Origin of the sequence: Aquipuribacter sp. SD81, from assembly GCF_037153975.1 — a bacterium.
Lineage (GTDB): Bacteria > Actinomycetota > Actinomycetes > Actinomycetales > JBBAYJ01 > Aquipuribacter.
The window spans coordinates 65,562-82,926 of the sequence record NZ_JBBAYJ010000004.1 but is presented as its reverse complement, the minus strand read 5'-3'; the positions used below and the strand labels follow the sequence as shown (position 1 = coordinate 82,926).

22 protein-coding genes are annotated in these 17,365 nt (G+C 76.7%); 9 read left to right on the top strand and 13 right to left on the bottom strand.

Going from position 1 to position 17,365, the window contains the following annotated elements; translation table 11 throughout:
- The first annotated feature begins 56 nt into the window (after window positions 1-56).
- Entirely contained in the window at window positions 57-1,121 is a 1,065-nt protein-coding gene (locus WAA21_RS03500) for an aldose epimerase family protein (protein ID WP_336921369.1), read from the top strand.
- A gap of 48 nt (window positions 1,122-1,169) precedes the next feature.
- On the top strand, window positions 1,170-1,985 hold the full coding sequence (locus WAA21_RS03495) for an MBL fold metallo-hydrolase (protein WP_336921368.1): 816 nt from the start codon (window positions 1,170-1,172) through the stop codon (window positions 1,983-1,985).
- On the opposite strand, the gene WAA21_RS03490 is transcribed toward WAA21_RS03495, so the two are convergent.
- From WAA21_RS03490 to WAA21_RS03465, 6 genes are all read right to left on the bottom strand, one after another.
- A complete protein-coding gene (locus WAA21_RS03490; protein WP_336921367.1) occupies window positions 1,966-2,748 on the bottom strand; it encodes a dimethylarginine dimethylaminohydrolase family protein in 783 nt (260 codons plus the stop codon). The genes WAA21_RS03495 and WAA21_RS03490 overlap by 20 nt on opposite strands.
- Window positions 2,745-3,050 carry a hypothetical protein gene (locus WAA21_RS03485; protein WP_336921366.1) on the bottom strand — a complete coding sequence of 102 codons (306 nt, stop codon included), beginning with the start codon at window positions 3,048-3,050 and terminating at the stop codon, window positions 2,745-2,747. The genes WAA21_RS03490 and WAA21_RS03485 overlap by 4 nt, the downstream gene beginning before the upstream one ends.
- 3 nt (window positions 3,051-3,053) lie before the next feature.
- The gene (paaZ, locus tag WAA21_RS03480; protein ID WP_336921365.1) at window positions 3,054-5,084 is read right to left on the bottom strand and encodes a phenylacetic acid degradation bifunctional protein PaaZ; all 2,031 of its coding nucleotides are present in this window, start codon (window positions 5,082-5,084) and stop codon (window positions 3,054-3,056) included.
- An 11-nt stretch (window positions 5,085-5,095) separates the two neighbouring features.
- A complete protein-coding gene (pcaF, locus tag WAA21_RS03475; RefSeq protein ID WP_336921364.1) occupies window positions 5,096-6,310 on the bottom strand; it encodes a 3-oxoadipyl-CoA thiolase in 1,215 nt (404 codons plus the stop codon).
- On the bottom strand, window positions 6,307-8,220 hold the full coding sequence (locus tag WAA21_RS03470; RefSeq protein WP_336921363.1) for a 3-hydroxyacyl-CoA dehydrogenase: 1,914 nt from the start codon (window positions 8,218-8,220) through the stop codon (window positions 6,307-6,309). Before WAA21_RS03470 ends, pcaF begins: the two co-directional genes overlap by 4 nt.
- A 95-nt stretch (window positions 8,221-8,315) precedes the next feature.
- Window positions 8,316-8,954: a TetR/AcrR family transcriptional regulator gene (locus WAA21_RS03465; RefSeq protein ID WP_336921362.1), complete on the bottom strand. Its 639-nt coding sequence runs from the start codon at window positions 8,952-8,954 to the stop codon at window positions 8,316-8,318.
- A gap of 298 nt (window positions 8,955-9,252) precedes the next feature.
- Here WAA21_RS03465 and WAA21_RS03460 point away from each other — a divergent pair, with 298 nt between their 5' ends.
- The 7 genes from WAA21_RS03460 to WAA21_RS03430 all read left to right on the top strand — a co-directional run bounded on the left by WAA21_RS03460 (window position 9,253) and on the right by WAA21_RS03430 (window position 14,402).
- The gene (locus tag WAA21_RS03460; RefSeq protein WP_336921361.1) at window positions 9,253-10,278 is read left to right on the top strand and encodes an NAD-dependent epimerase/dehydratase family protein; all 1,026 of its coding nucleotides are present in this window, start codon (window positions 9,253-9,255) and stop codon (window positions 10,276-10,278) included.
- Window positions 10,279-10,435: 157 nt separating this feature from the next.
- Window positions 10,436-11,482: a 1,2-phenylacetyl-CoA epoxidase subunit PaaA gene (paaA, locus tag WAA21_RS03455; protein WP_336921360.1), complete on the top strand. Its 1,047-nt coding sequence runs from the start codon at window positions 10,436-10,438 to the stop codon at window positions 11,480-11,482.
- Complete coding sequence (gene paaB / locus WAA21_RS03450) at window positions 11,479-11,763, top strand: 1,2-phenylacetyl-CoA epoxidase subunit PaaB (protein ID WP_336921359.1); 285 nt, start codon at window positions 11,479-11,481, stop codon at window positions 11,761-11,763. The genes paaA and paaB overlap by 4 nt, the downstream gene beginning before the upstream one ends.
- The gene (paaC, locus tag WAA21_RS03445) at window positions 11,760-12,587 is read left to right on the top strand and encodes a 1,2-phenylacetyl-CoA epoxidase subunit PaaC (RefSeq protein WP_336921358.1); all 828 of its coding nucleotides are present in this window, start codon (window positions 11,760-11,762) and stop codon (window positions 12,585-12,587) included. Before paaB ends, paaC begins: the two co-directional genes overlap by 4 nt.
- An 8-nt stretch (window positions 12,588-12,595) precedes the next feature.
- On the top strand, window positions 12,596-13,117 hold the full coding sequence (gene paaD, locus WAA21_RS03440; protein WP_336921357.1) for a 1,2-phenylacetyl-CoA epoxidase subunit PaaD: 522 nt from the start codon (window positions 12,596-12,598) through the stop codon (window positions 13,115-13,117).
- Window positions 13,118-13,119: 2 nt separating this feature from the next.
- Window positions 13,120-14,220, top strand: coding sequence for a 2Fe-2S iron-sulfur cluster-binding protein (locus WAA21_RS03435; RefSeq protein WP_336921356.1), 1,101 nt, complete (start codon window positions 13,120-13,122; stop codon window positions 14,218-14,220).
- Between the two features lie 17 nt (window positions 14,221-14,237).
- The gene (locus WAA21_RS03430; protein WP_336921355.1) at window positions 14,238-14,402 is read left to right on the top strand and encodes a hypothetical protein; all 165 of its coding nucleotides are present in this window, start codon (window positions 14,238-14,240) and stop codon (window positions 14,400-14,402) included.
- Window positions 14,403-14,427: 25 nt separating this feature from the next.
- Here the strand turns inward: WAA21_RS03430 and WAA21_RS03425 are convergent, their stop codons facing one another.
- The 7 genes from WAA21_RS03425 to WAA21_RS03395 are packed head-to-tail and all read right to left on the bottom strand — an operon-like array spanning window position 14,428 to window position 17,291.
- Complete coding sequence (locus tag WAA21_RS03425) at window positions 14,428-15,021, bottom strand: hypothetical protein (protein ID WP_336921354.1); 594 nt, start codon at window positions 15,019-15,021, stop codon at window positions 14,428-14,430.
- On the bottom strand, window positions 15,018-15,656 hold the full coding sequence (locus WAA21_RS03420) for a DUF6286 domain-containing protein (protein WP_336921353.1): 639 nt from the start codon (window positions 15,654-15,656) through the stop codon (window positions 15,018-15,020). Before WAA21_RS03420 ends, WAA21_RS03425 begins: the two co-directional genes overlap by 4 nt.
- Window positions 15,653-16,024 carry an Asp23/Gls24 family envelope stress response protein gene (locus WAA21_RS03415; RefSeq protein WP_336921352.1) on the bottom strand — a complete coding sequence of 124 codons (372 nt, stop codon included), beginning with the start codon at window positions 16,022-16,024 and terminating at the stop codon, window positions 15,653-15,655. Before WAA21_RS03415 ends, WAA21_RS03420 begins: the two co-directional genes overlap by 4 nt.
- Complete coding sequence (locus WAA21_RS03410) at window positions 16,017-16,196, bottom strand: DUF2273 domain-containing protein (RefSeq protein ID WP_336921351.1); 180 nt, start codon at window positions 16,194-16,196, stop codon at window positions 16,017-16,019. Before WAA21_RS03410 ends, WAA21_RS03415 begins: the two co-directional genes overlap by 8 nt.
- A 32-nt stretch (window positions 16,197-16,228) precedes the next feature.
- Window positions 16,229-16,501: a hypothetical protein gene (locus WAA21_RS03405; RefSeq protein WP_336921350.1), complete on the bottom strand. Its 273-nt coding sequence runs from the start codon at window positions 16,499-16,501 to the stop codon at window positions 16,229-16,231.
- Window positions 16,498-16,812 (bottom strand): hypothetical protein, encoded by a 315-nt coding sequence (locus WAA21_RS03400; RefSeq protein ID WP_336921349.1) that lies wholly within the window; start codon window positions 16,810-16,812, stop codon window positions 16,498-16,500. Before WAA21_RS03400 ends, WAA21_RS03405 begins: the two co-directional genes overlap by 4 nt.
- Complete coding sequence (locus WAA21_RS03395) at window positions 16,809-17,291, bottom strand: Asp23/Gls24 family envelope stress response protein (RefSeq protein WP_336921348.1); 483 nt, start codon at window positions 17,289-17,291, stop codon at window positions 16,809-16,811. Before WAA21_RS03395 ends, WAA21_RS03400 begins: the two co-directional genes overlap by 4 nt.
- Window positions 17,292-17,365: the final 74 nt, after the last annotated feature.

Genomic DNA, 17,365 nt, shown 5'->3' with positions numbered 1-17,365 from the left:
CCGGGGCCCGACCGTCGCCCTATGCTCGCGGCCGTGACGGCGACGGGGGTCCAGCGGTGAGCGAGCTCGTACGACGCCCGGTCGGCACGACGCCGGACGGCGTCGAGGTCCACGCGCTCGACCTGTCCCATGGTCCGCTCGCGGTCACGGTGCTCACCTACGGCGCCCGGCTGCAGTCGGTCGTCGTGCCCGACCGCGACGGCCGCCCCGGCGAGGTGACGCTCGGCTACGACGACCTCGCGGGGTACCTCGGGGACCGGGCCTTCCTCGGCGCGACCGTCGGGCGCTACGCCAACCGGATCGGCGGCGGGCGGTTCACCCTCGACGGCACTGAGCACCGGCTGCCGCAGAACCACGGCACCGCGACCCTCCACGGCGGCGCGGACGGCTTCCACACACGGGTGTGGGACGCCGAGGAGGCCGCCGACGGCGTCGCGCTGCGGCTCCGCAGCCCCGACGGCGACATGGGCTTCCCGGGGGCCGTCGACGTGGCCGTCACCGTCACCCTCGACGACGACGGCCTGCGGCTGGCGTACGAGGCGACGACCGACGCCCCGACCGTCGTCACCCTCACGAACCACGCGTACTGGAACCTCGCCGGTCCGGGCACCGGCACGGTCGACGACCACGTGCTCACGGTGCCCGCGGCGCGCTACCTGCCCGTCGACGACGCGTTCGTGCCCCTCGGCGACCCGGTCCCGGTCGAGGGCACGGTGTTCGACCTGCGCGACGGCGCGCGGCTCGGCGACCGCGTGCGGCACGGCGACGAGCAGCTGCGCCTGGCCGGCGGGTTCGACCACTGCTACGTGCTCGACGGGGCCGACAGCGGTGACGACGGCGCCGACGGCCTCGCGCTCGCCGCCCGCGTGCACGACCCCGCGAGCGGGCGCACCCTCGAGGTCCGCACCGACGAGCCCGGCCTGCAGGTCTACACCGGCAACCAGCTGCCCGGCACGGTCGCCGGCCGCGACGGGCGGGTCATGCGGCAGGGCGACGGGCTGTGCCTGGAGACCCAGCACTGGCCGGACTCGCCGAACCGTCCCTCGTACCCCTCGACCGTGCTCCGCCCGGGCGAGGTGCTCCGCTCCACGACGCTGCACACCTTCGGCACCACCTCGTAGGCGGCGGCCCGCCGATGAGTCCTGGCGGGACCGGTGGTCGAAACGGTCGTGACGGACACCCACGGGCTCGAACCGGTCGCCGACGGCGTGCTGGTCCACCGCAGCGCCCTGCTCGCCAACAACGCCGTCGTCGTCGACGGCCCGACGGGTGTGCTGCTCGTCGACCCCGGCCTCACCGCGAGCGAGCTGACGTGCCTCGCCGACGACCTCGCGCGCAGCGGCCGGCGCGTCGTCGCGGGGTTCGCCACGCACCCGGACTGGGACCACGTGCTGTGGCACGAGGCGCTCGGCGACGTGCCGCGCTACGGGACCACCCGCTGCGTCGAGCAGGTCCGTTCGCTGCGCGCCGACCCGGCCTGGCGCGAGCGCGTGGCCGAGGGCCTGCCGTCCGAGATCGCCGACGAGGTGCCGGTCGAGCTGTACGGGCTGCTCACCGCGCTGCCCGCCCGGGCGACGCGCGTGCCGTGGGACGGCCCGCCCGTGCGGGTGATCGAGCACCCCGCGCACAGCCCCGGCCATGCCGCCCTGCTCGTGGAGGACGCGGGCGTGCTCGTGGCCGGCGACATGCTGTCGGACGTCCTGCCGCCCATGCCGGACGACTCCGACGACCCGCTCGGGGAGTACCTCGCGGGCCTGGACGCCCTCGACGGGGTCGCCGACCGGGTGCGTGCGGCGGTGCCCGGGCACGGCTCGGTAGCGGTGGGCGAGGAGGTGCGGGCGCGCCTGGCGCTCGACCGCGCCGTCGTCAAGGCCCGGCGCGACGGGCGGTCCGTCGCCGACCCGCGGGTCGACTCGCCCGCGCCGGGGTGGGAGTGGGTCACGGACGCCTTCGGTCCGGGCGCGCTCAGCCGGCCGGAGGGCTGACGAGCACCGAGAGGCACGTGACGCCGCACTCGGCCTTCTCCAGCTCGTCGATCTCGACCGGGTGCGCCTCGAAGCCGAGCGTGCGGACCATCGCCGCGGTGCGCGGGGCGGCGGCGGACACCACGACCCGGTCGCCGCTCAGCAGCAGGTCCGCCCCGGCGGGCTCCGGCGCCTCCACGACCTGCAGACCCGCGGCCTCGAAGGGCGCCGTGTCGAGCCACGACGTCACCGCGACCACGGTGCCGTCGGGCAGGGCCGTCGCGCCGCTCTTGAGGTGCAGGCAGCCGGTGACCGTCACGGGCACGACCGTGCGGCCGAGCGGGGCCAGCGCCTCCTCCAGGGCCGCGACGCCCGCGGCGTTGGTGCGCCCGCCGAGCCCCACGAAGACGGTCGGGCCGACCTGCAGCACGTCGCCGCCGTCGAGGGTCGCGGGCTCGCTCATCCGGACCGTCCGCAGCCCGAGCCCCTCGAGCGCGGCCCGGACGGAGTCGACCTCGCCGCGCCTGCTCGCGGCGCCCGGCCGGGTGCAGACCGCGAGGTCGTCCACCACGACGGCCGCGTCCTCGACGAACGTGCCGTCCGGGTGCTCGGGCGCCGCGGCCACCTCGATGACGTCGTGCCCCAGCCGCCGGAGCAGGTCGACGTAGCCCGCGTGCTGCGCCGCCGCCCGCTCGGGGTCGATGGCGACGCGGTCGAGGAAGCTGAGCTCGGCCTCGGCGAGCCGGGGCGAGACGGGGCGGACGAGGGCGAGCGGCAGGGTCACCGGCGCAGCATGCCCCACACGCGTCGCACGAGGAGCGCGCCCACCCCCGCGACGAGGCCGTTCGCCGCCGAGGCCAGCAGCACGGTGACGAGCGCCGGCCAGCCCGCCGTCACGCCGCCGAGCGGGGCGAGCAGCACGAGGCCCGGCGTGAGCAGGGGCGCGACGGCCTCCGCGGGTCGCCACACGAGCGCGAGCAGCGCGACGGGGAAGGGCAGCAGCGCCCCGATCACCGCCGCGGTCCAGAAGAGCCGTTCGTTGCTCACGCCGGTGGGACGCGCGGTGGGCCCCTCCCGGTTCCGCACGACTCAGCCGCCCGGGCGCTTGTTCACCATCGTGAGCAGGGTGTACGTCGCGCACAGCTCGTCGCGGTCGTTGGTGACCTGCGCGTCCCAGCGCACCTCGCCGTAGTCGGCGTGCTCGCGCGGGTTGAGCGCCTTGCACGTGAGGGCGACCCGGATCCGGTCGCCGACCCGGACCGGCTCGGTGAAGCGCAGGTTCTCCAGGCCGGTGTTCGCGAGCACCGGCCCGGGCGCCGGGTCGACGAACAGCCCGGCCGCGCGCGACAGCACCCAGTACCCGTGCGCGACGATGCCGCCGAAGATCGGGTTCGCGGCGGCGGCCTCGGGGTCGGTGTGGGCGTAGAACGTGTCGCCGGTCATGGCGGCGAAGGAGTCGATGTCCTCGGCCGTCACGTCGTGCCAGCCGGACACGAACCCGTCGCCGACCGTCAGCTCCGCCATCGACCTCCGGAACGGGTGCGGGCCCTCGGTGCGGCGGACCGAGCCCGCGACCCACTGCCCGGTGACGGCCGTCAGCATGTCGGGGGAGCCCTGGACGGCGGTGCGCTGCATGTGGTGGAACACCCCGCGGACGCCGCCGAGCTCCTCGCCGCCGCCGGCGCGACCGGGACCGCCGTGCACGAGGTGCGGCAGCGGGCTGCCGTGCCCGGTCGACTCCGCCGCGTCGTCGCGGTCGAGCACGTGGATCCGGCCGTGGTACGCCGCGGACCCGAGCACGACGCTCCGCACGAACTCCGGGTCGTGGCTCACGACGCTCGCGACGAGCGAGCCGCGGCCGAGGGCGAGCAGGTCGACGACCTCCTCGGCGCTGTCGTAGGCCATGAGCGAGGCGACGGGCCCGAACGGCTCGACCTCGTGCGCGGCGCTGCGGCGCGCGTCGCCGGCGCGCAGCAGGACCGGCGCCATGAACGCGCCGCGCTCGAGGCCGTCGACCACCGTCGGCTCCAGCGAGCCGTGCACGACGGTGGCGTCCACCGCTATCCGCCGGACGGCCTCGCGCACCGCGTCGCGCTGCTCGAGGTCGACGAGGGCGCCCACCCGGGTGGCGGGGTCCCTCGGGTCGCCGAGCGGGGCGCCGGCGAGCCGCGCGGCGAGGGCTTCCTCGACGTCGGCCAGGAGCGACGACGGCACGAACGCCCGCCGCACGGCGGTGCACTTCTGCCCCGCCTTGACCGTCATCTCCCGGGCGACCTCCTTGACGAAGAGGTCGAGCTCCGGCGTGCCGGGGGTCGCGTCCGGGCCGAGGACCGCCGCGTTGAGCGAGTCGGCCTCGGCGGTGAACCGGACCCCGCGGTGGACCACGGCCGGGTGGGCGCGCAGCACGGCCGCGGTCTCGGCGGAGCCGGTGAAGCCGAGCAGGTCCTGGGCGTCGAGGGCGTCGAGCAGGCCGTCGGGAGCGCCCACGAGCAGCTGCAGCGCGCCCTCGGGGAGGATCCCGGTCCCCAGCGCCAGCCGCACCATCCGCTCGGTGACGTAGGAGGTCTGCTCGGCCGGCTTCACGATGCTCGGCACCCCCGCGACGAGCGCGGGCGCGAGCTTCTCCAGCGCGCCCCAGACCGGGAAGTTGTAGGCGTTGACCTGCACGGCGACACCGCGCAGCGGCGTCCACACGTGCTGGGCGAGGAACGTGCCGCCGCGGCTCACCCGCTCGACGGGCCCGTCGGTGGCCACGACGTCGTTGGGCAGCGTCTTCCGCGCCACCGACGACATGCCGAGCATGGTGACGATGCCGCCGTCGACGTCGACCGCGGTGTCCCGCGCCGTGCAGCCCGTCGAGTACGACAGCTCGTACAGCTCCTCGGTGTGCTGCTTGAGCGCGAGCGCGAGCTCCTTGACGAGCATGGCGCGCTCGTGGAACGTCAGCGCCCGCAGGGCGGGACCGCCGACCTCGCGGGCGTGCCGGACCGCGTCGGCGGCGGCCACGGGCCGCTGCGAGATGCGGGCGACCTCCACGCCGGTCGCGGCGTCGAGCAGGGGGGCGCCCTCGTCGTCCGGGGTGCGCCACGCGCCGGCGACGTAGCTCTCGAGCACGGCCACGGGTCTCCTTCTCAGCGTTCCAGCAGCAGCGAGACGCCCTGCCCGACCCCGACGCACATGGTGACGACGGCGCGGCGGGCGTCGCGGTGGGCGAGCGCGCGTGCGGCGGTGAGCGCGAGCCTGGCCCCGCTCATGCCGAGCGGGTGCCCGATCGCGATGGCGCCGCCGTGCGGGTTGACGTGCTCGGCGTCGTCCGGCAGGCCCAGCCCGCGCAGCACGGCGAGGACCTGTGCGGCGAACGCCTCGTTGAGCTCGACGAGGTCGACGTCGCCGATCCCGAGCCCGGCGCGCCCGAGCAGCTTCTCGGTGGCCGGCACCGGGCCGACACCCATGACGCGGGGCGGGACCCCGGCGCTCGCGGCCCCGCTCACCCGCGCGAGGGGCTCCAGGCCGTGCCGCTCGACGAAGGCCTCGCTCGCGACGAGCAGCGCCGCCGCACCGTCGTTGACCCCGGAGGAGTTGCCGGCGGTGACGCTCCCGCCGGCGCGGAACGCCGGCCGTAGCCGGGCGAGCTGCTCGGCGGTCGTGCCCGGGCGGGGGTGCTCGTCGGCCTCGACGACGACGGGCTCACCCTTCCGCTGGGCGACGGGCACCGGCACGACCTCGCCGTCGAACCACCCCGCGTCCCGCGCCGCGCCGTAGCGCTGCTGCGAGCGCAGGGCGTACGCGTCCTGGTCCTCGCGGGCGACGCCGTGGTCCTCGGCGACGTTCTCGGCGGTCTCACCCATCGAGTCCGTGCCGTACGCCTCGCGCATGCGGGGGTTGACGAACCGCCAGCCGATCGTCGTGTCGTGCACCTCCGCACGCCGGTCGAACGCGGTCTCCGCCTTGCCCATCACGAACGGGGCGCGGCTCATCGACTCCACGCCGCCCGCGACGACGCAGTGGGCCTCCCCGGTGCGGACCATGCGCGCGGCGTGCGCGACGGCGTCGGCGCCGGACGCGCACAGCCGGTTGACGGTGATCCCGGGGGTGGTGTCGGGCAGCCCGGCGAGCAGCAGCGCCATGCGGGCGACGTCGCGGTTGTCCTCGCCGGCCTGGTTCGCGCAGCCGAGGACGACCTCGTCGACCGCGTCCCAGTCGACGCCGGGCTGCCGCTCGCGCAGCGCGGTCAGCACGTGCGCGGCGAGGTCGTCGGGGCGGACGGCCGCCAGGGCGCCGCCGTAGCGGCCCACGGGCGTCCGGACGCCGTCGACGAGCCAGGCGGTGCTGCTCTCCTCGGTCACGGGTGACCTCCTCGGTCGTCCGGGTCGGCGACGGGGCCGACCGTCCTCGTGCGTCCCCGGACCTCGGCGACGAGGGTGCCGTCGGCCCGTCTGACGGTGACGTCGTACACGCCGTTGCGCCGCCCCGAGCCGTATCGCGCCCGTTCCACGGCCTCCGCGACGATCACGTCGCCGACCCGACCGGGGGAGCACCACACGACGTCGAGGCCCGAGCCGACCGTCAGCGGCCCGTGGCTGTTGCACGCGACGGCCATGGCCGTGTCCGCGACGACGCACACGACGCCGCCGTGGACGATGCCGAAGCCGTTGAGGAGCTCCTCGGTGACCTCCGCGCGCACGACGCCGCGGCCCGGACCGGCCTCGACCAGCTCGACGCCGAGCGCGGTCGACACCCGGTCCGCCGCGAGCATCGCGCGGGCGCGCAGGGTCGCCGCGACCCGGTAGCGGCCGGTCGGCTCGGCGGCGTGCAGGGCGTCGAGGACGCCGACCACCCAGGCGTCGCCGAGGTCCTGGCCCCACGCGAGCGGGCCCGCGGGGTGCCCGGCGCCGAGCTCCATCGCGCGGTCGACGTCCGCGCGGCTCGCGACGCCCGCCTCGGCGGCGTCCTCCGCCGCGTTGACCAGCGCGGCGGCCGTGCGCGCGACCACCAGGCCGGGCACGTCCGGCAGCGGGCTCAGCGCCACCCCCGCGGGCGACAGCACCGCGGCCAGCGCGCCCAGCGCGCCCGGCGGGCAGCCGGGGGAGGCGGTCGCGCCGACCCGGGTCACCGCGTCCCAGTCCCGGGCCGCGTCGAGCAGCACGACGGGGCGGCCGGTGGCCGTCTCCACGTCCGCCGCCGTCCGGCCGTCGGTGAGCCGGACCTCGACGGCGGCCGGGTCGGCGGGACGCGACCAGCCGGTGCGGGCCGCGAGCCCCGCCAGGCCGGGTCCCGCCACGAGCGCCGGCGTCGTGGTGCCGTCGCCCGTGCCGGCGGGCTCCACGGTGGCCGGTCCGGGGGGTACGGCGCCCTCGGTGTGGTCGAAGAACCCGAGGCCGCTCTTGCGGCCGAGGTGCCCGGCCGCCACGAGCGCGTCCTGGACGCTCGACGGCTCGAAGCGCGGGTCCTGCCCGAAGCCGTGCCACACCGAGCGGTTGACCGCGGCGTTGACGTCGTGGCCGATGAGGTCGGTGAGCGCGCACGGGCCCATCGGGAAGCCGCCCGCGCCCGTGAGCAGCGCGTCGACGGTGGCGGGGTCGAGGCCGTCGCGGTCGGGGCGGGCGAGCAGCCGGAACGCCTCGCCGTAGAACGGCCTGGCCACCCGGTTGACGACGAAGCCGGGCGTCGAGGCGCACAGGACCGGCTCCTTGCCCCAGGCCCGCACGAGCTCGAGGGCCCGTCGCACGGTCGCGTCGTCGCCGGCGTCGGTCCGCACGACCTCGACGAGCCGCATGAGCGGCGCCGGGTTGAAGAAGTGCAGGCCCACGACCCGCTGCGGCCTCGCGGCGGTCGCGGCGAGGTCGGCCACCGACAGCGAGGAGGTGTTCGTGCCGACGAGCGCGGTCGGCGCGACGACCGCCTCGAGGTCGGCGAGCACGCGGCGCTTGACGTCGAGGTCCTCCACGACGGCCTCGACGACGACGTCGCAGGCGGCGAGGTCGGCCACGGCGGCCACCGGGCGCAGCCGCGCGACCAGGGCGTCGGCGTCCTCGCGGCTCGTCCGCCCCTTCGCGACCGAGCGCTCGAGCCGGGCGGCCACCGCCTCGACGGCGCGCTCGGCGGCCCCGGACCGGGCGTCGAGCAGCAGGGTCGGGTGACCTGCCGCCGCGGCGACCTGGGCGATACCCGCGCCCATCGTGCCCGCGCCCACCACGCCCACCTCGACCACGACGCCGGGGGCGGCGCGGGAGGTCACGTCGTCCTCGGACGTCACCGGCGCCTCCTCGCGAACGGGTCGCGCGGCTTTACCGACCGCGCGGTCGGGAGCATACGCGGGCCGGGCGGCCCCTCGTCGGGCGAGGGCGCGGCTCAGGCCCGACGGGGCGCGACGACCGGCGCCGTGCCGTGGGGCCGCAGCCCGTCGACCAGCATGCGGCACAGCACGTCGGCGACCTCGTCGGGGCCGACCCCGCCGTCGGGCCGGTACCACTCGGTCACCGAGTTGACGGCCCCGAACACCAGCCGCGTGGCCAGCCGCGGGTCGAGGTCGGGGTCGAGGTCGCCGTCGGCGACCGCCTTCGCGGTGAGTGAGGCGACGCGGGCGTCGAGGTCGCGCCGCCGGGCCAGCGCCCACTGCTCGGTCTCGGTGTTGCCCCGCACCCGCAGCAGCAGGCACACGTACGGCAGCTGGTCGACGAGGACGGCGACGCTGCGGCGCACGACGTGCTCGAGCTGCTGCACCGCCGGCACGGGCAGCTGCTCCGCCTCCTCGACCGCCTCCTCGAGCGCGTCGACGCCCCGCGACACCGCCAGCCGGAGGAACTGCTCCTTGCCCGGCACGTGGTGGTAGAGCGCCGCCTTCGTGAGGCCGGTGGCGCGCGCGAGGTCCTCCATCGACGTCGCGTCGTAGCCGCGCTCGATGAACTCCTCGGCGACGATGTGCACCAGCTCGTCCAGCGAGTGGCGCGCAGGTCGCCCCCGCTGTCTGACCGCGTCCGTGCTGCTCATGCGTCCTCCCTGTCCGGGAACCGTACGCCGCAGCGTGGTCCGCGGGGCAGCGGCTCGCGACATCTGGGGACGGTCGGGGCGTCGCGGGCGCGGATCGTCACCCGAGGGTGACCGTGCGGCTGCCGAGGGTCATGCCGACGGGCCCTCAGCCCTGCCGTGCAGCCCTCGGGGTCGGCCGCCCCGCCCGGCGCGTGCCGTGGGCGCTGCGGTGCAGTCGTGAGGGCGTCGCCACCGCCGCGACGCCGCGCGTGCGTCCCGTCCGGGTGCGCCCGGCCGGGGCCGGCGCGAGCCTGGGCGGGTGCGAGTGCTCGTGACCGGTGCCACCGGCAACGTCGGCTCGATGCTCGTGCGCGCCCTGCGCGCCGACGCCGCCGTGGAGGAGGTGGTGGGGCTGGCCCGGCGCTCCCCCGAACCGGGTGCGGCGCCCTGGGCGGGCGTGCGCTGGGTGAGCGCGGACCTCGCCGACCCCTCGAGCCGGGCGGCGGTGGCGGCGGCCGCCCGGGGCTGCGACGTCGCCGTGCACCTCGCGTGGCGCATCCAGCCGAGCCACGACCAGCACCTGCAGCGGCGGGTCAACCTCGGCGGCCTGCAGCACGTGGTGGCGGGGCTGCTCGACGCCGGCGTGCCGCACCTGGTCCACGTGAGCAGCCTCGGCGCCTACAGCCCCGGCCCCAAGGACCGTAGGGTCCCCGAGTCGTGGCCCACGGGCGGGATCGCGGGGTCGCCGTACAGCCGGCAGAAGGCCGCGGCGGAGCGCTACCTCGACGAGGTGGAGGCCGGGCAGGACCGGCTCGGCGTGACCCGGGTCCGCCCGGGCATCGTCGTGCAGCGGGCTGCGGGCGCCGAGGTGGGGCGCTACTTCCTCGGCCCGCTCGTCCCGCGCTCGGTCGTCGGTCGCCTCGCGGCGCCCGTGCTCCCGGTCCCTGCCCGGCTGCGGACCCAGGTCGTGCACGCCGAGGACCTCGCCGAGGCGCTGCGGCTGGCCGCGGCCGCCCGGCCGGGCGGTGCGCTCAACGTGACGGGTGAGCCGGTCGTGTCCGGCGAGGACCTGGTCCGCGCCCTCGGCGCGCGCCGCGCCGTGCCGGTGGACGCCTCGGTCCTGCGGGGCGTGGTCGGGGCGACGTGGCGGCTGCGGCTGCAGCCCGTCGACCCGGGGTGGCTCGACATGGCGGTCTGGACGCCGCTGCTCGACACGTCGCGCGTACGCGCCGAGCTCGGCTGGCGGCCTGCGCACGACGCGCTCGCCGCCGTGTCCGAGACGGTGGAGGGGACCCGGCGGACGTCGGGCTGGCCGGGCTCGGAGCCGTTGCGACCCGGGCGGTGAGGAGTGCGAGAGGGTCGCGGGAGAAGGACGACGGGGCCGCCGGAGGGCGGGCACGTCTGGCCGGCTGCTCGGGTGGGTACTCCTCTGGGCACCTTGACACACGCCGGACCAGGGCCGACAGTATTGTTGACCGATCGGTAGGGATTGGGAGGACGAGATGACGAGCGCCACCACCGCGCCCGCTGTCGCGGGCGCCCCCGCGGGCCAGGAGCTCCTCGACGGCCTCGACGCCGAGCAGCACGCCGCCTTCGAGCGGGTCGTCGCCGACGACGGCCGCATCGAGCCGCGCGACGCCATGCCGGACGGCTACCGCCGGACGCTCGTCCGCCAGATCGCGCAGCACGCCCACTCCGAGATCATCGGCATGCAGCCCGAGGGCAACTGGATCACCCGGGCGCCGAGCCTGCGCCGCAAGGCCATCCTCTACGCGAAGGTGCAGGACGAGGCGGGCCACGGGCTGTACCTCTACTCCGCCGCCGAGACGCTCGGCGCCGACCGGGCCGACCTGCTCGACGCGCTGCACGAGGGCCGGCACAAGTACTCGACGATCTTCAACTACCCCACGCTCACGTGGGCGGACACCATGGCGATCGGCTGGCTCGTCGACGGCGCCGCGATCATGAACCAGGTGCCGCTGTCCCGCTGCTCGTACGGGCCCTACGCCCGCGCGATGACGCGCGTGTGCAAGGAGGAGTCGTTCCACCAGCGGCAGGGCTTCGAGGGCATGGTGACGCTCTCGCGCGGCACCGAGGCGCAGCGCCGGATGGCCCAGGACGCGCTCGACCGGTTCTGGTGGCCCTCGCTCATGATGTTCGGTCCGCCCGACGACGCCTCGCCCAACTCCGCGCAGTCGATGGCGTGGGGGATCAAGCGGTTCAGCAACGACGAGCTGCGGCAGAAGTTCGTCGACGTCACCGTCCCGCAGGCGGACTACCTCGGGCTCACCGTGCCCGACCCGGACCTGCGCTGGAACGCCGAGCGCGGCCACTACGACTTCGGCACGCCGGACTGGGACGAGTTCATGCGCGTCGTCAAGGGCGACGGCCCCTGCAACCGGCAGCGTCTGGAGCAGCGGCGCCGCGCGCACGACGAGGGCGCCTGGGTGCGCGAGGCCGCGGCGGCCCACGCCGCGCGGCGTGCGGCGCGGACGCGGTCCGACGCGAAGGTCGGTGGCACCGCTGCCGTGACGACGGGGGCCGCGTGAGCGACCGTGAGCCGCTGTGGGAGGTGTTCGTCCGCAGCCGGCGCGGCCTGTCCCACACCCACGTCGGCAGCCTGCACGCCGCCGACGAGCACCTCGCGCTGCGCAACGCCCGCGACGTCTACACGCGCCGTCAGGAGGGCGTGAGCATCTGGGTGGTGCGCGCCGAGGACATCACGGCGAGCAGCCCGGACGAGAAGGACGCCTTCTTCGACCCGGCGGGGGACAAGCCGTACCGCCACCCGACGTTCTACGCCGTCCCCGACGAGGTGCAGAACCTGTGAGCGGGAACGCCCCCACCGGCGCGGTGGACCCCACGGCGGTCGCGACCACCGAGCCGGCGCCGGAGGGCGTCGATGTCGGGGACCTCGCCACGTACACGCTCCGCCTCGCCGACGACGCCCTCGTGCTCGGCCAGCGCCTGGGGGAGTGGGCCGCGCGGGGACCGACGATCGAGGAGGACGTCGCCCTCCTCAACATCGGCCTCGACCTCCTCGGGCAGGCCCGGACCCTGCTGACCCGCGTCGGGCAGCTGGACGGCACGGGACGCAGCGAGGACGACCTCGCGTACTTCCGCGACGAGCGGGACTTCCTCAACGCGCAGGTCGTCGAGCTGCCCAACGGCGACTTCGGGCAGACCATGGCGCGGCAGCTGCTCGTGTCGGCGTGGCACGTGCCGTTCTTCGCCGCCCTCCGCTCGAGCACCGACCCGGTGCTCGCCGCGGTCGCGAGCAGGGCCGTCAAGGAGTCTCGCTACCACCTCGACCACGCCGCGACGTGGGTGGTCCGCCTCGGCGACGGCACCGAGGAGTCCCGGCGGCGCGTGCAGGCGGGTCTGGACACCGTGTGGCCCCACGCCGCCGAGCTGTGGGAGCGCGACGAGGTCCTCGACCGGCTCGTCGCCGCCGGTGCCGCCCCCGACCCGGCCCCGCTGCGCGCGACGTGGGACGGCACGGTCGACGCGGTCCTCGCCGACGCGACGTTGGAGCGCCCCGGCACGCGCTGGCAGCCGAGCGGCGGGCGGCGGGGCGTGCACACCGAGCACCTCGGCTACCTGCTCGCGGAGCTCCAGCACGTCGCGCGCTCCCACCCCGGCGCCGGCTGGTAGCGGTGCCGGTGCTCACCCCCGACGACGCCGTCCGGGTCCTCGAGCAGGTGACGGACCCGGAGATCCCGGTCCTCACCATCGCCGACCTCGGCATCCTGCGCGGGGTGACGGTGACCGACGACGGCACGGTGCGCGTCGACATCACCCCCACCTACTCCGGCTGCCCGGCCATGGACGAGATCACCGCCGACGTGCGCTCGGCGCTGCTCGGCGCGGGGGCCGCCGGCGTCGACGTGCGGCTCGTGCTCGAGCCGTCGTGGACGACGGACTGGATGAGCGCGGACGGCCGTCGCAAGCTCGCCGAGTACGGCATCGCCCCGCCCGGGCCGCGGCCGTCGGGCGGCCCCGTGCCGCTCGAGCTCGGCTACCGGCCCGGTCTCGGGGCGGGCGACGGCACCCCGGCCCCGACCTGTCCGCGCTGCGGCTCCCGCGACACCGAGGAGCTCGCGCGCTTCGCGTCGACGGCGTGCAAGTCGCTGTGGCGGTGCCGGGCCTGCCGCGAGCCGTTCGACCACTTCAAGGAGTTCTGAGGGTGACCGACACGAGCACGGGCGCGAGCGCCGCCGAGCTGCCGCAGGGCGCGTTCCACGCCCTGCCCGTCACGGCCGTCGAGCGCCTCACCGACGACGCCGTCGCCGTCTCGCTCGGGGTGCCGGCCCGGCTGCGGCCGCTCTTCGCCGCCCGGCCCGGGCAGCACCTGACGCTGCGCGCCGTGCTCGGCGGGCAGGAGGTCCGCCGCACGTACTCGCTGTGCGGGGAGCCGGACGGCGAGCACCTGACCGTCGGCATCAAGGCGATCCCGGACGGCGTCTTCACGCGGTACGCCACGCAGGACCTGCGCCCCGGCGACACGCTCGACGTCGCGGCCCCCGGTGGCAGCTTCGGCACCGACGTCGACCCCGCCCGGGCCAGGCACGTCGCCGGTGTCGTCGCCGGGAGCGGCATCACGCCGGTGCTCGGCATCGCCCGAGCCGTCCTCGCCGGTGAGCCGGGCAGCCGGGTCACGCTGCTGTACGGCAACCGCACGGCGCGCGACGTCATGTTCCTCGAGGACCTGTACGACCTGCGGGACCGGTGGGGCGCGCGGTTCCGCCTGCTCAACGTCCTGAGCCGGGAGGAGCAGGAGTCGCCGCTGCTCAGCGGGCGCATCGACCGCGAGCGGCTGCTCGCGCTCGCGGGGACGCTGCTCGATGTCGGTGACGTCGACGAGTGGTTCCTGTGCGGGCCGCTGGAGATGGTGACGGCCGTCCGCGACACCCTGACGGGCGACCTGGGGGTGGACCGCGCCCGCGTGCACGTCGAGCTGTTCCACGCCGAGCCCGTCGCGCCGCGGCCGAGGGCCGCCGACGCGGCCGGCACGACGCAGGTGGACGTCCTGCTGGAGGGGCGGCGCACGTCGCTCGACATGTCCGGCGGGGACGAGACCGTGCTCGACGCCGTCCTCCGCGCCCGCGCCGACGCGCCGTACGCGTGCCGCGGCGGGGTGTGCGGCACGTGCCGCGCCCAGGTGGTCGAGGGCGAGGTCGAGATGGACGCCAACTACGCGCTGGAGCCCGACGAGCTGCAGCGCGGCCTGCGGCTCATGTGCCAGTCGCGGCCGACCACCCCCACGCTGCGTGTGGAGTTCGTCTGAGCGGGGTAGTCCCCGGCATGGCTCTTTTCCGTGGACTCGCCAAGGGCGCCGTCGTCGGCTTCGTCGCCAAGGAGGCGCGCAAGCCCGAGAACCAGCGCCGGCTGAAGAATGCCTTCCGGTCGCTGACCAACCGCGGCCGCGGCGGCAGCGCCGGCACGAAGGACCCGCGCCACCCGAGGTGACGCGGGTCCCGGTGCGCGACCGCGGTCAGCGGACGCGCGGCGCCTCGTAGCGGCCGCGTCGCACGTCGAGACTCACCCGCAGCGACGCGGTGCCCGGGGGCAGTGTCCGGGCGAGGCCGTCCGCGACCGCCTGCACCGCCCGGTGCAGGGCCGCGGGGTCGGTCTCCGCGGCGACCCGCGCCCGCAGGTCCACGACGGCACCGTCCCGTCCCGGCACCGCCCGGCCCTGGCAGCCGTGCACGCCGGGGGCCTGCGAGAGCACCTCGGCCGCGGCGTCCGCCACCGCGGGCAGGTCGGCCTGGAGCCGCCCGCCCGGGCGACGTGCGTCGTCGGTGCCGTCGCCGGCCGCGGCGAACGTCACGTCCCGCACGCGCGGTCGCACCGTGTGGGCGAAGAGCGCCCGGAGCCCCGCGAGGACGGCCACCGCGCCCGCGACCCCGACCGCCCACGGCCACCATGGGTGGGCGGGGAGGCCGCGCAGCACACCTAGGTCGATCTCGTCGACGGTGCCGGGCAGGCGCCCGAGGCCCCACACGGCGAGCAGCCCGCCGCCGACCAGGAGCACGAGACCGAGGAGCGCCACGGCGACCCGGTCCAGGGCCAGCGCCCCGCGGCTCACCGGGCCACCGCCCCGTGCACGTGCACCCGCACCCGCGGCTGCGTCGCGAGACCGCGCAGGGCCTGCTCGACGCGCTCGCGGACGTCGGTCTCGACGGCGCTGCGGCCGTGGCCGTCGCGGGGGTCGACGCTGACGTCGACGTCCACGCGGCGCCGTCGGGCCCGGGCGCGGGACGTCTCGACGGGGTCCGCGGCGAGGGCGGCGTCCGCCGCGACCGCGGCCACGCCGGCCCCGGACACCCACAGCGGCAGCTCCGCGTCCGCGGGGCGCCACGCGGTCCCGAGCCGCGGTCGGCGACGCACGGCGAGGACGAGCAGGAGCAGGCCGACCAGGGCGGACACCGCCCCGACGCCGACCGTGAGCGTGCCCTGCACGACGCCGGTCGCCTCCTCGGCGGCCGGGGCGAGCCACGGCTCGCCGGGGACAAGAACACGACCAGCGACCACGCGGTCGACGAGCACCTCGCGCAGCAGGACCACGCCCGCCGCGACGAGGGCGAGGCAGAGCACGACGGCCACGCCCGCGACGGCGGGGACGCCGAGCGGCACGCCGGCGGTCGGCACCGTGGCCTCTCGGGCGGCGTCGGGACGGGTCGGCGTCTCCTCGTGCGCCGGCGCCGCGGTCTCGGCGCTCATGACACCCTCCTCTCCTCGGGCTGCTCCGGGACGACGACGTCGTCGACGCTGACGTCGACCCGGTCGACCTGCACCCCCGTGAGCCGCCGGACCGTGTCGACGACGGCGGACTGGACGCCGCCGGCCACCACGTCGAGGCGGTGCCCCCAGGCGACGGCGACCTCGACCCGCAGGCGGGCGTGCTCACCGTCGGCGCGCGTCTCGGTGTGCGTCTCGACGTGCGGCAGCCGCCGCCGGGTGAGGCGGCCGACCTTCCCCGGGACGACCCCGCGGACGCCGCCGGCGGCTCGACCGGCGACGCGGTCCAGCACCACGGAACGCACCTCGAGGTGGCCGCGGTCGGCCGGTGCGGCGAGCGGCTCAGGCACGCGGTCGCCCGCGGCCGAACGACGACGAGTCGATCCTGCCGTCCCGCCACAGGCCGACGACGGCGCCGACGGCGCCGAGCACGACCGCCAGCAGGAAGCCGGTGAAGCCGCCGGTCGTCCAGGCGATGGCGAGGAGCAGGCCGGTGAGGAGCCCGGTCGCGGTGGAGCTCATGTGGTCCTCCAGGAGTGGGGAAGTGCGGGTGGTCAGAGTCGTGCCCAGCGACGGGCGCCGGGCAGGTGGCGCGGCAGGTGCTGCTGCACGCGGCGGACGGCGCCGCGGACGCGCCGGACGGGCAGCGCGCGCCTCAGGCGCCCGGTCCGCCCCACCACGACGGCGTCGTGGGAGGCGGCGCGGGCCGCGTGCGCGTCGAGCGCGGCCATGGCTTCGAGGTAGGCCTCGGGGTCCCCGCCGAGGTCGGGGTGCAGCCGGCGCGCCAGCTGGCGACGGGCCGACCGGAGCGCCGCGGCCTCGCTCACGTCGGGCCCGGCGCCGGGGCGGGGGCCACGTCCTCGACGGTGACGTCGACGGCGCCGGGCCGCACCCGCGCCACGGCGCCGCGGACGAGGTCCGCGGTCGCCCGAACGGGCGAGCCGTGCGTCACGACGACGTGCACCTCGGTGCGCTCGGGGCGCAGCCGTACCCCCACGACCCGTCGGCCCGGCAGGTAGGTGCCGACCTCGCCGAGGGAGCCGCCGTGGAGGTCGACCACGCCCGGGACCGACAGCACGGTCTCGCGGACGACGTCCGCCTCGTGCCGGCCGGCGGTCCGGTGGTCCGACGGGCTCACTGCACCCGGGCGGGCTCGCCCTGGTCGTCGGTGTCGTCGTCGCTCTCGACGTGCACGTCGTGGACGACGATGTTGACCTCGGTGACCTCCAGGCCCGTCATGCGCTCCACGGCGGTGATGACGTTCTCGCGGATCCCCGCGGCGAGGTCGGCGATCGCGACGCCGTACTCCGCGACGATGTCGACGTCGACGGCGGTCTGCCGCTCGCCCACCTCGACGGCCACGCCCTGGGAGTAGTTGGTCCGACCGCCGGGGATGCGCTCGCGGAGCGCGGCGACGGCACGGGCGCCGCCGCCACCGAGGCTGTGCACGCCGACGACGTCGCGGGCCGCGATGCCGGCGATCTTCGACACGACGGTGTCGGCGATGGTCGTGCGGCCCTGGCCGCTGTCGAGGGCGGCGGAACCGGTCGTCGCGACGGTGCCGCCGCCGGCCGTCCCGCGGGAGCGGGTCGTGGTCTCGGGGGTGCTCTGGGTCATCGGCGTGCGTCCTCTCGTGGGGCGGGGCGGCGGCGGGCTGCCGACGCGTCCGGTAGTGGGTCGCGCCGGACGGC

Coding starts and splice junctions, on each gene's coding strand:
- WAA21_RS03410 (WP_336921351.1), bottom strand. CDS start 16,196: ATGAGCTCCACCGCGACCGGGCTCCTCACCGGCCTGCTCCTCGCCATC.
- WAA21_RS03420 (WP_336921353.1), bottom strand. CDS start 15,656: ATGAGCGCCGAGACCGCGGCGCCGGCGCACGAGGAGACGCCGACCCGT.
- WAA21_RS03465 (WP_336921362.1), bottom strand. CDS start 8,954: ATGAGCAGCACGGACGCGGTCAGACAGCGGGGGCGACCTGCGCGCCAC.
- WAA21_RS03430 (WP_336921355.1), top strand. CDS start 14,238: ATGGCTCTTTTCCGTGGACTCGCCAAGGGCGCCGTCGTCGGCTTCGTC.
- paaA (WP_336921360.1), top strand. CDS start 10,436: ATGACGAGCGCCACCACCGCGCCCGCTGTCGCGGGCGCCCCCGCGGGC.
- WAA21_RS03395 (WP_336921348.1), bottom strand. CDS start 17,291: ATGACCCAGAGCACCCCCGAGACCACGACCCGCTCCCGCGGGACGGCC.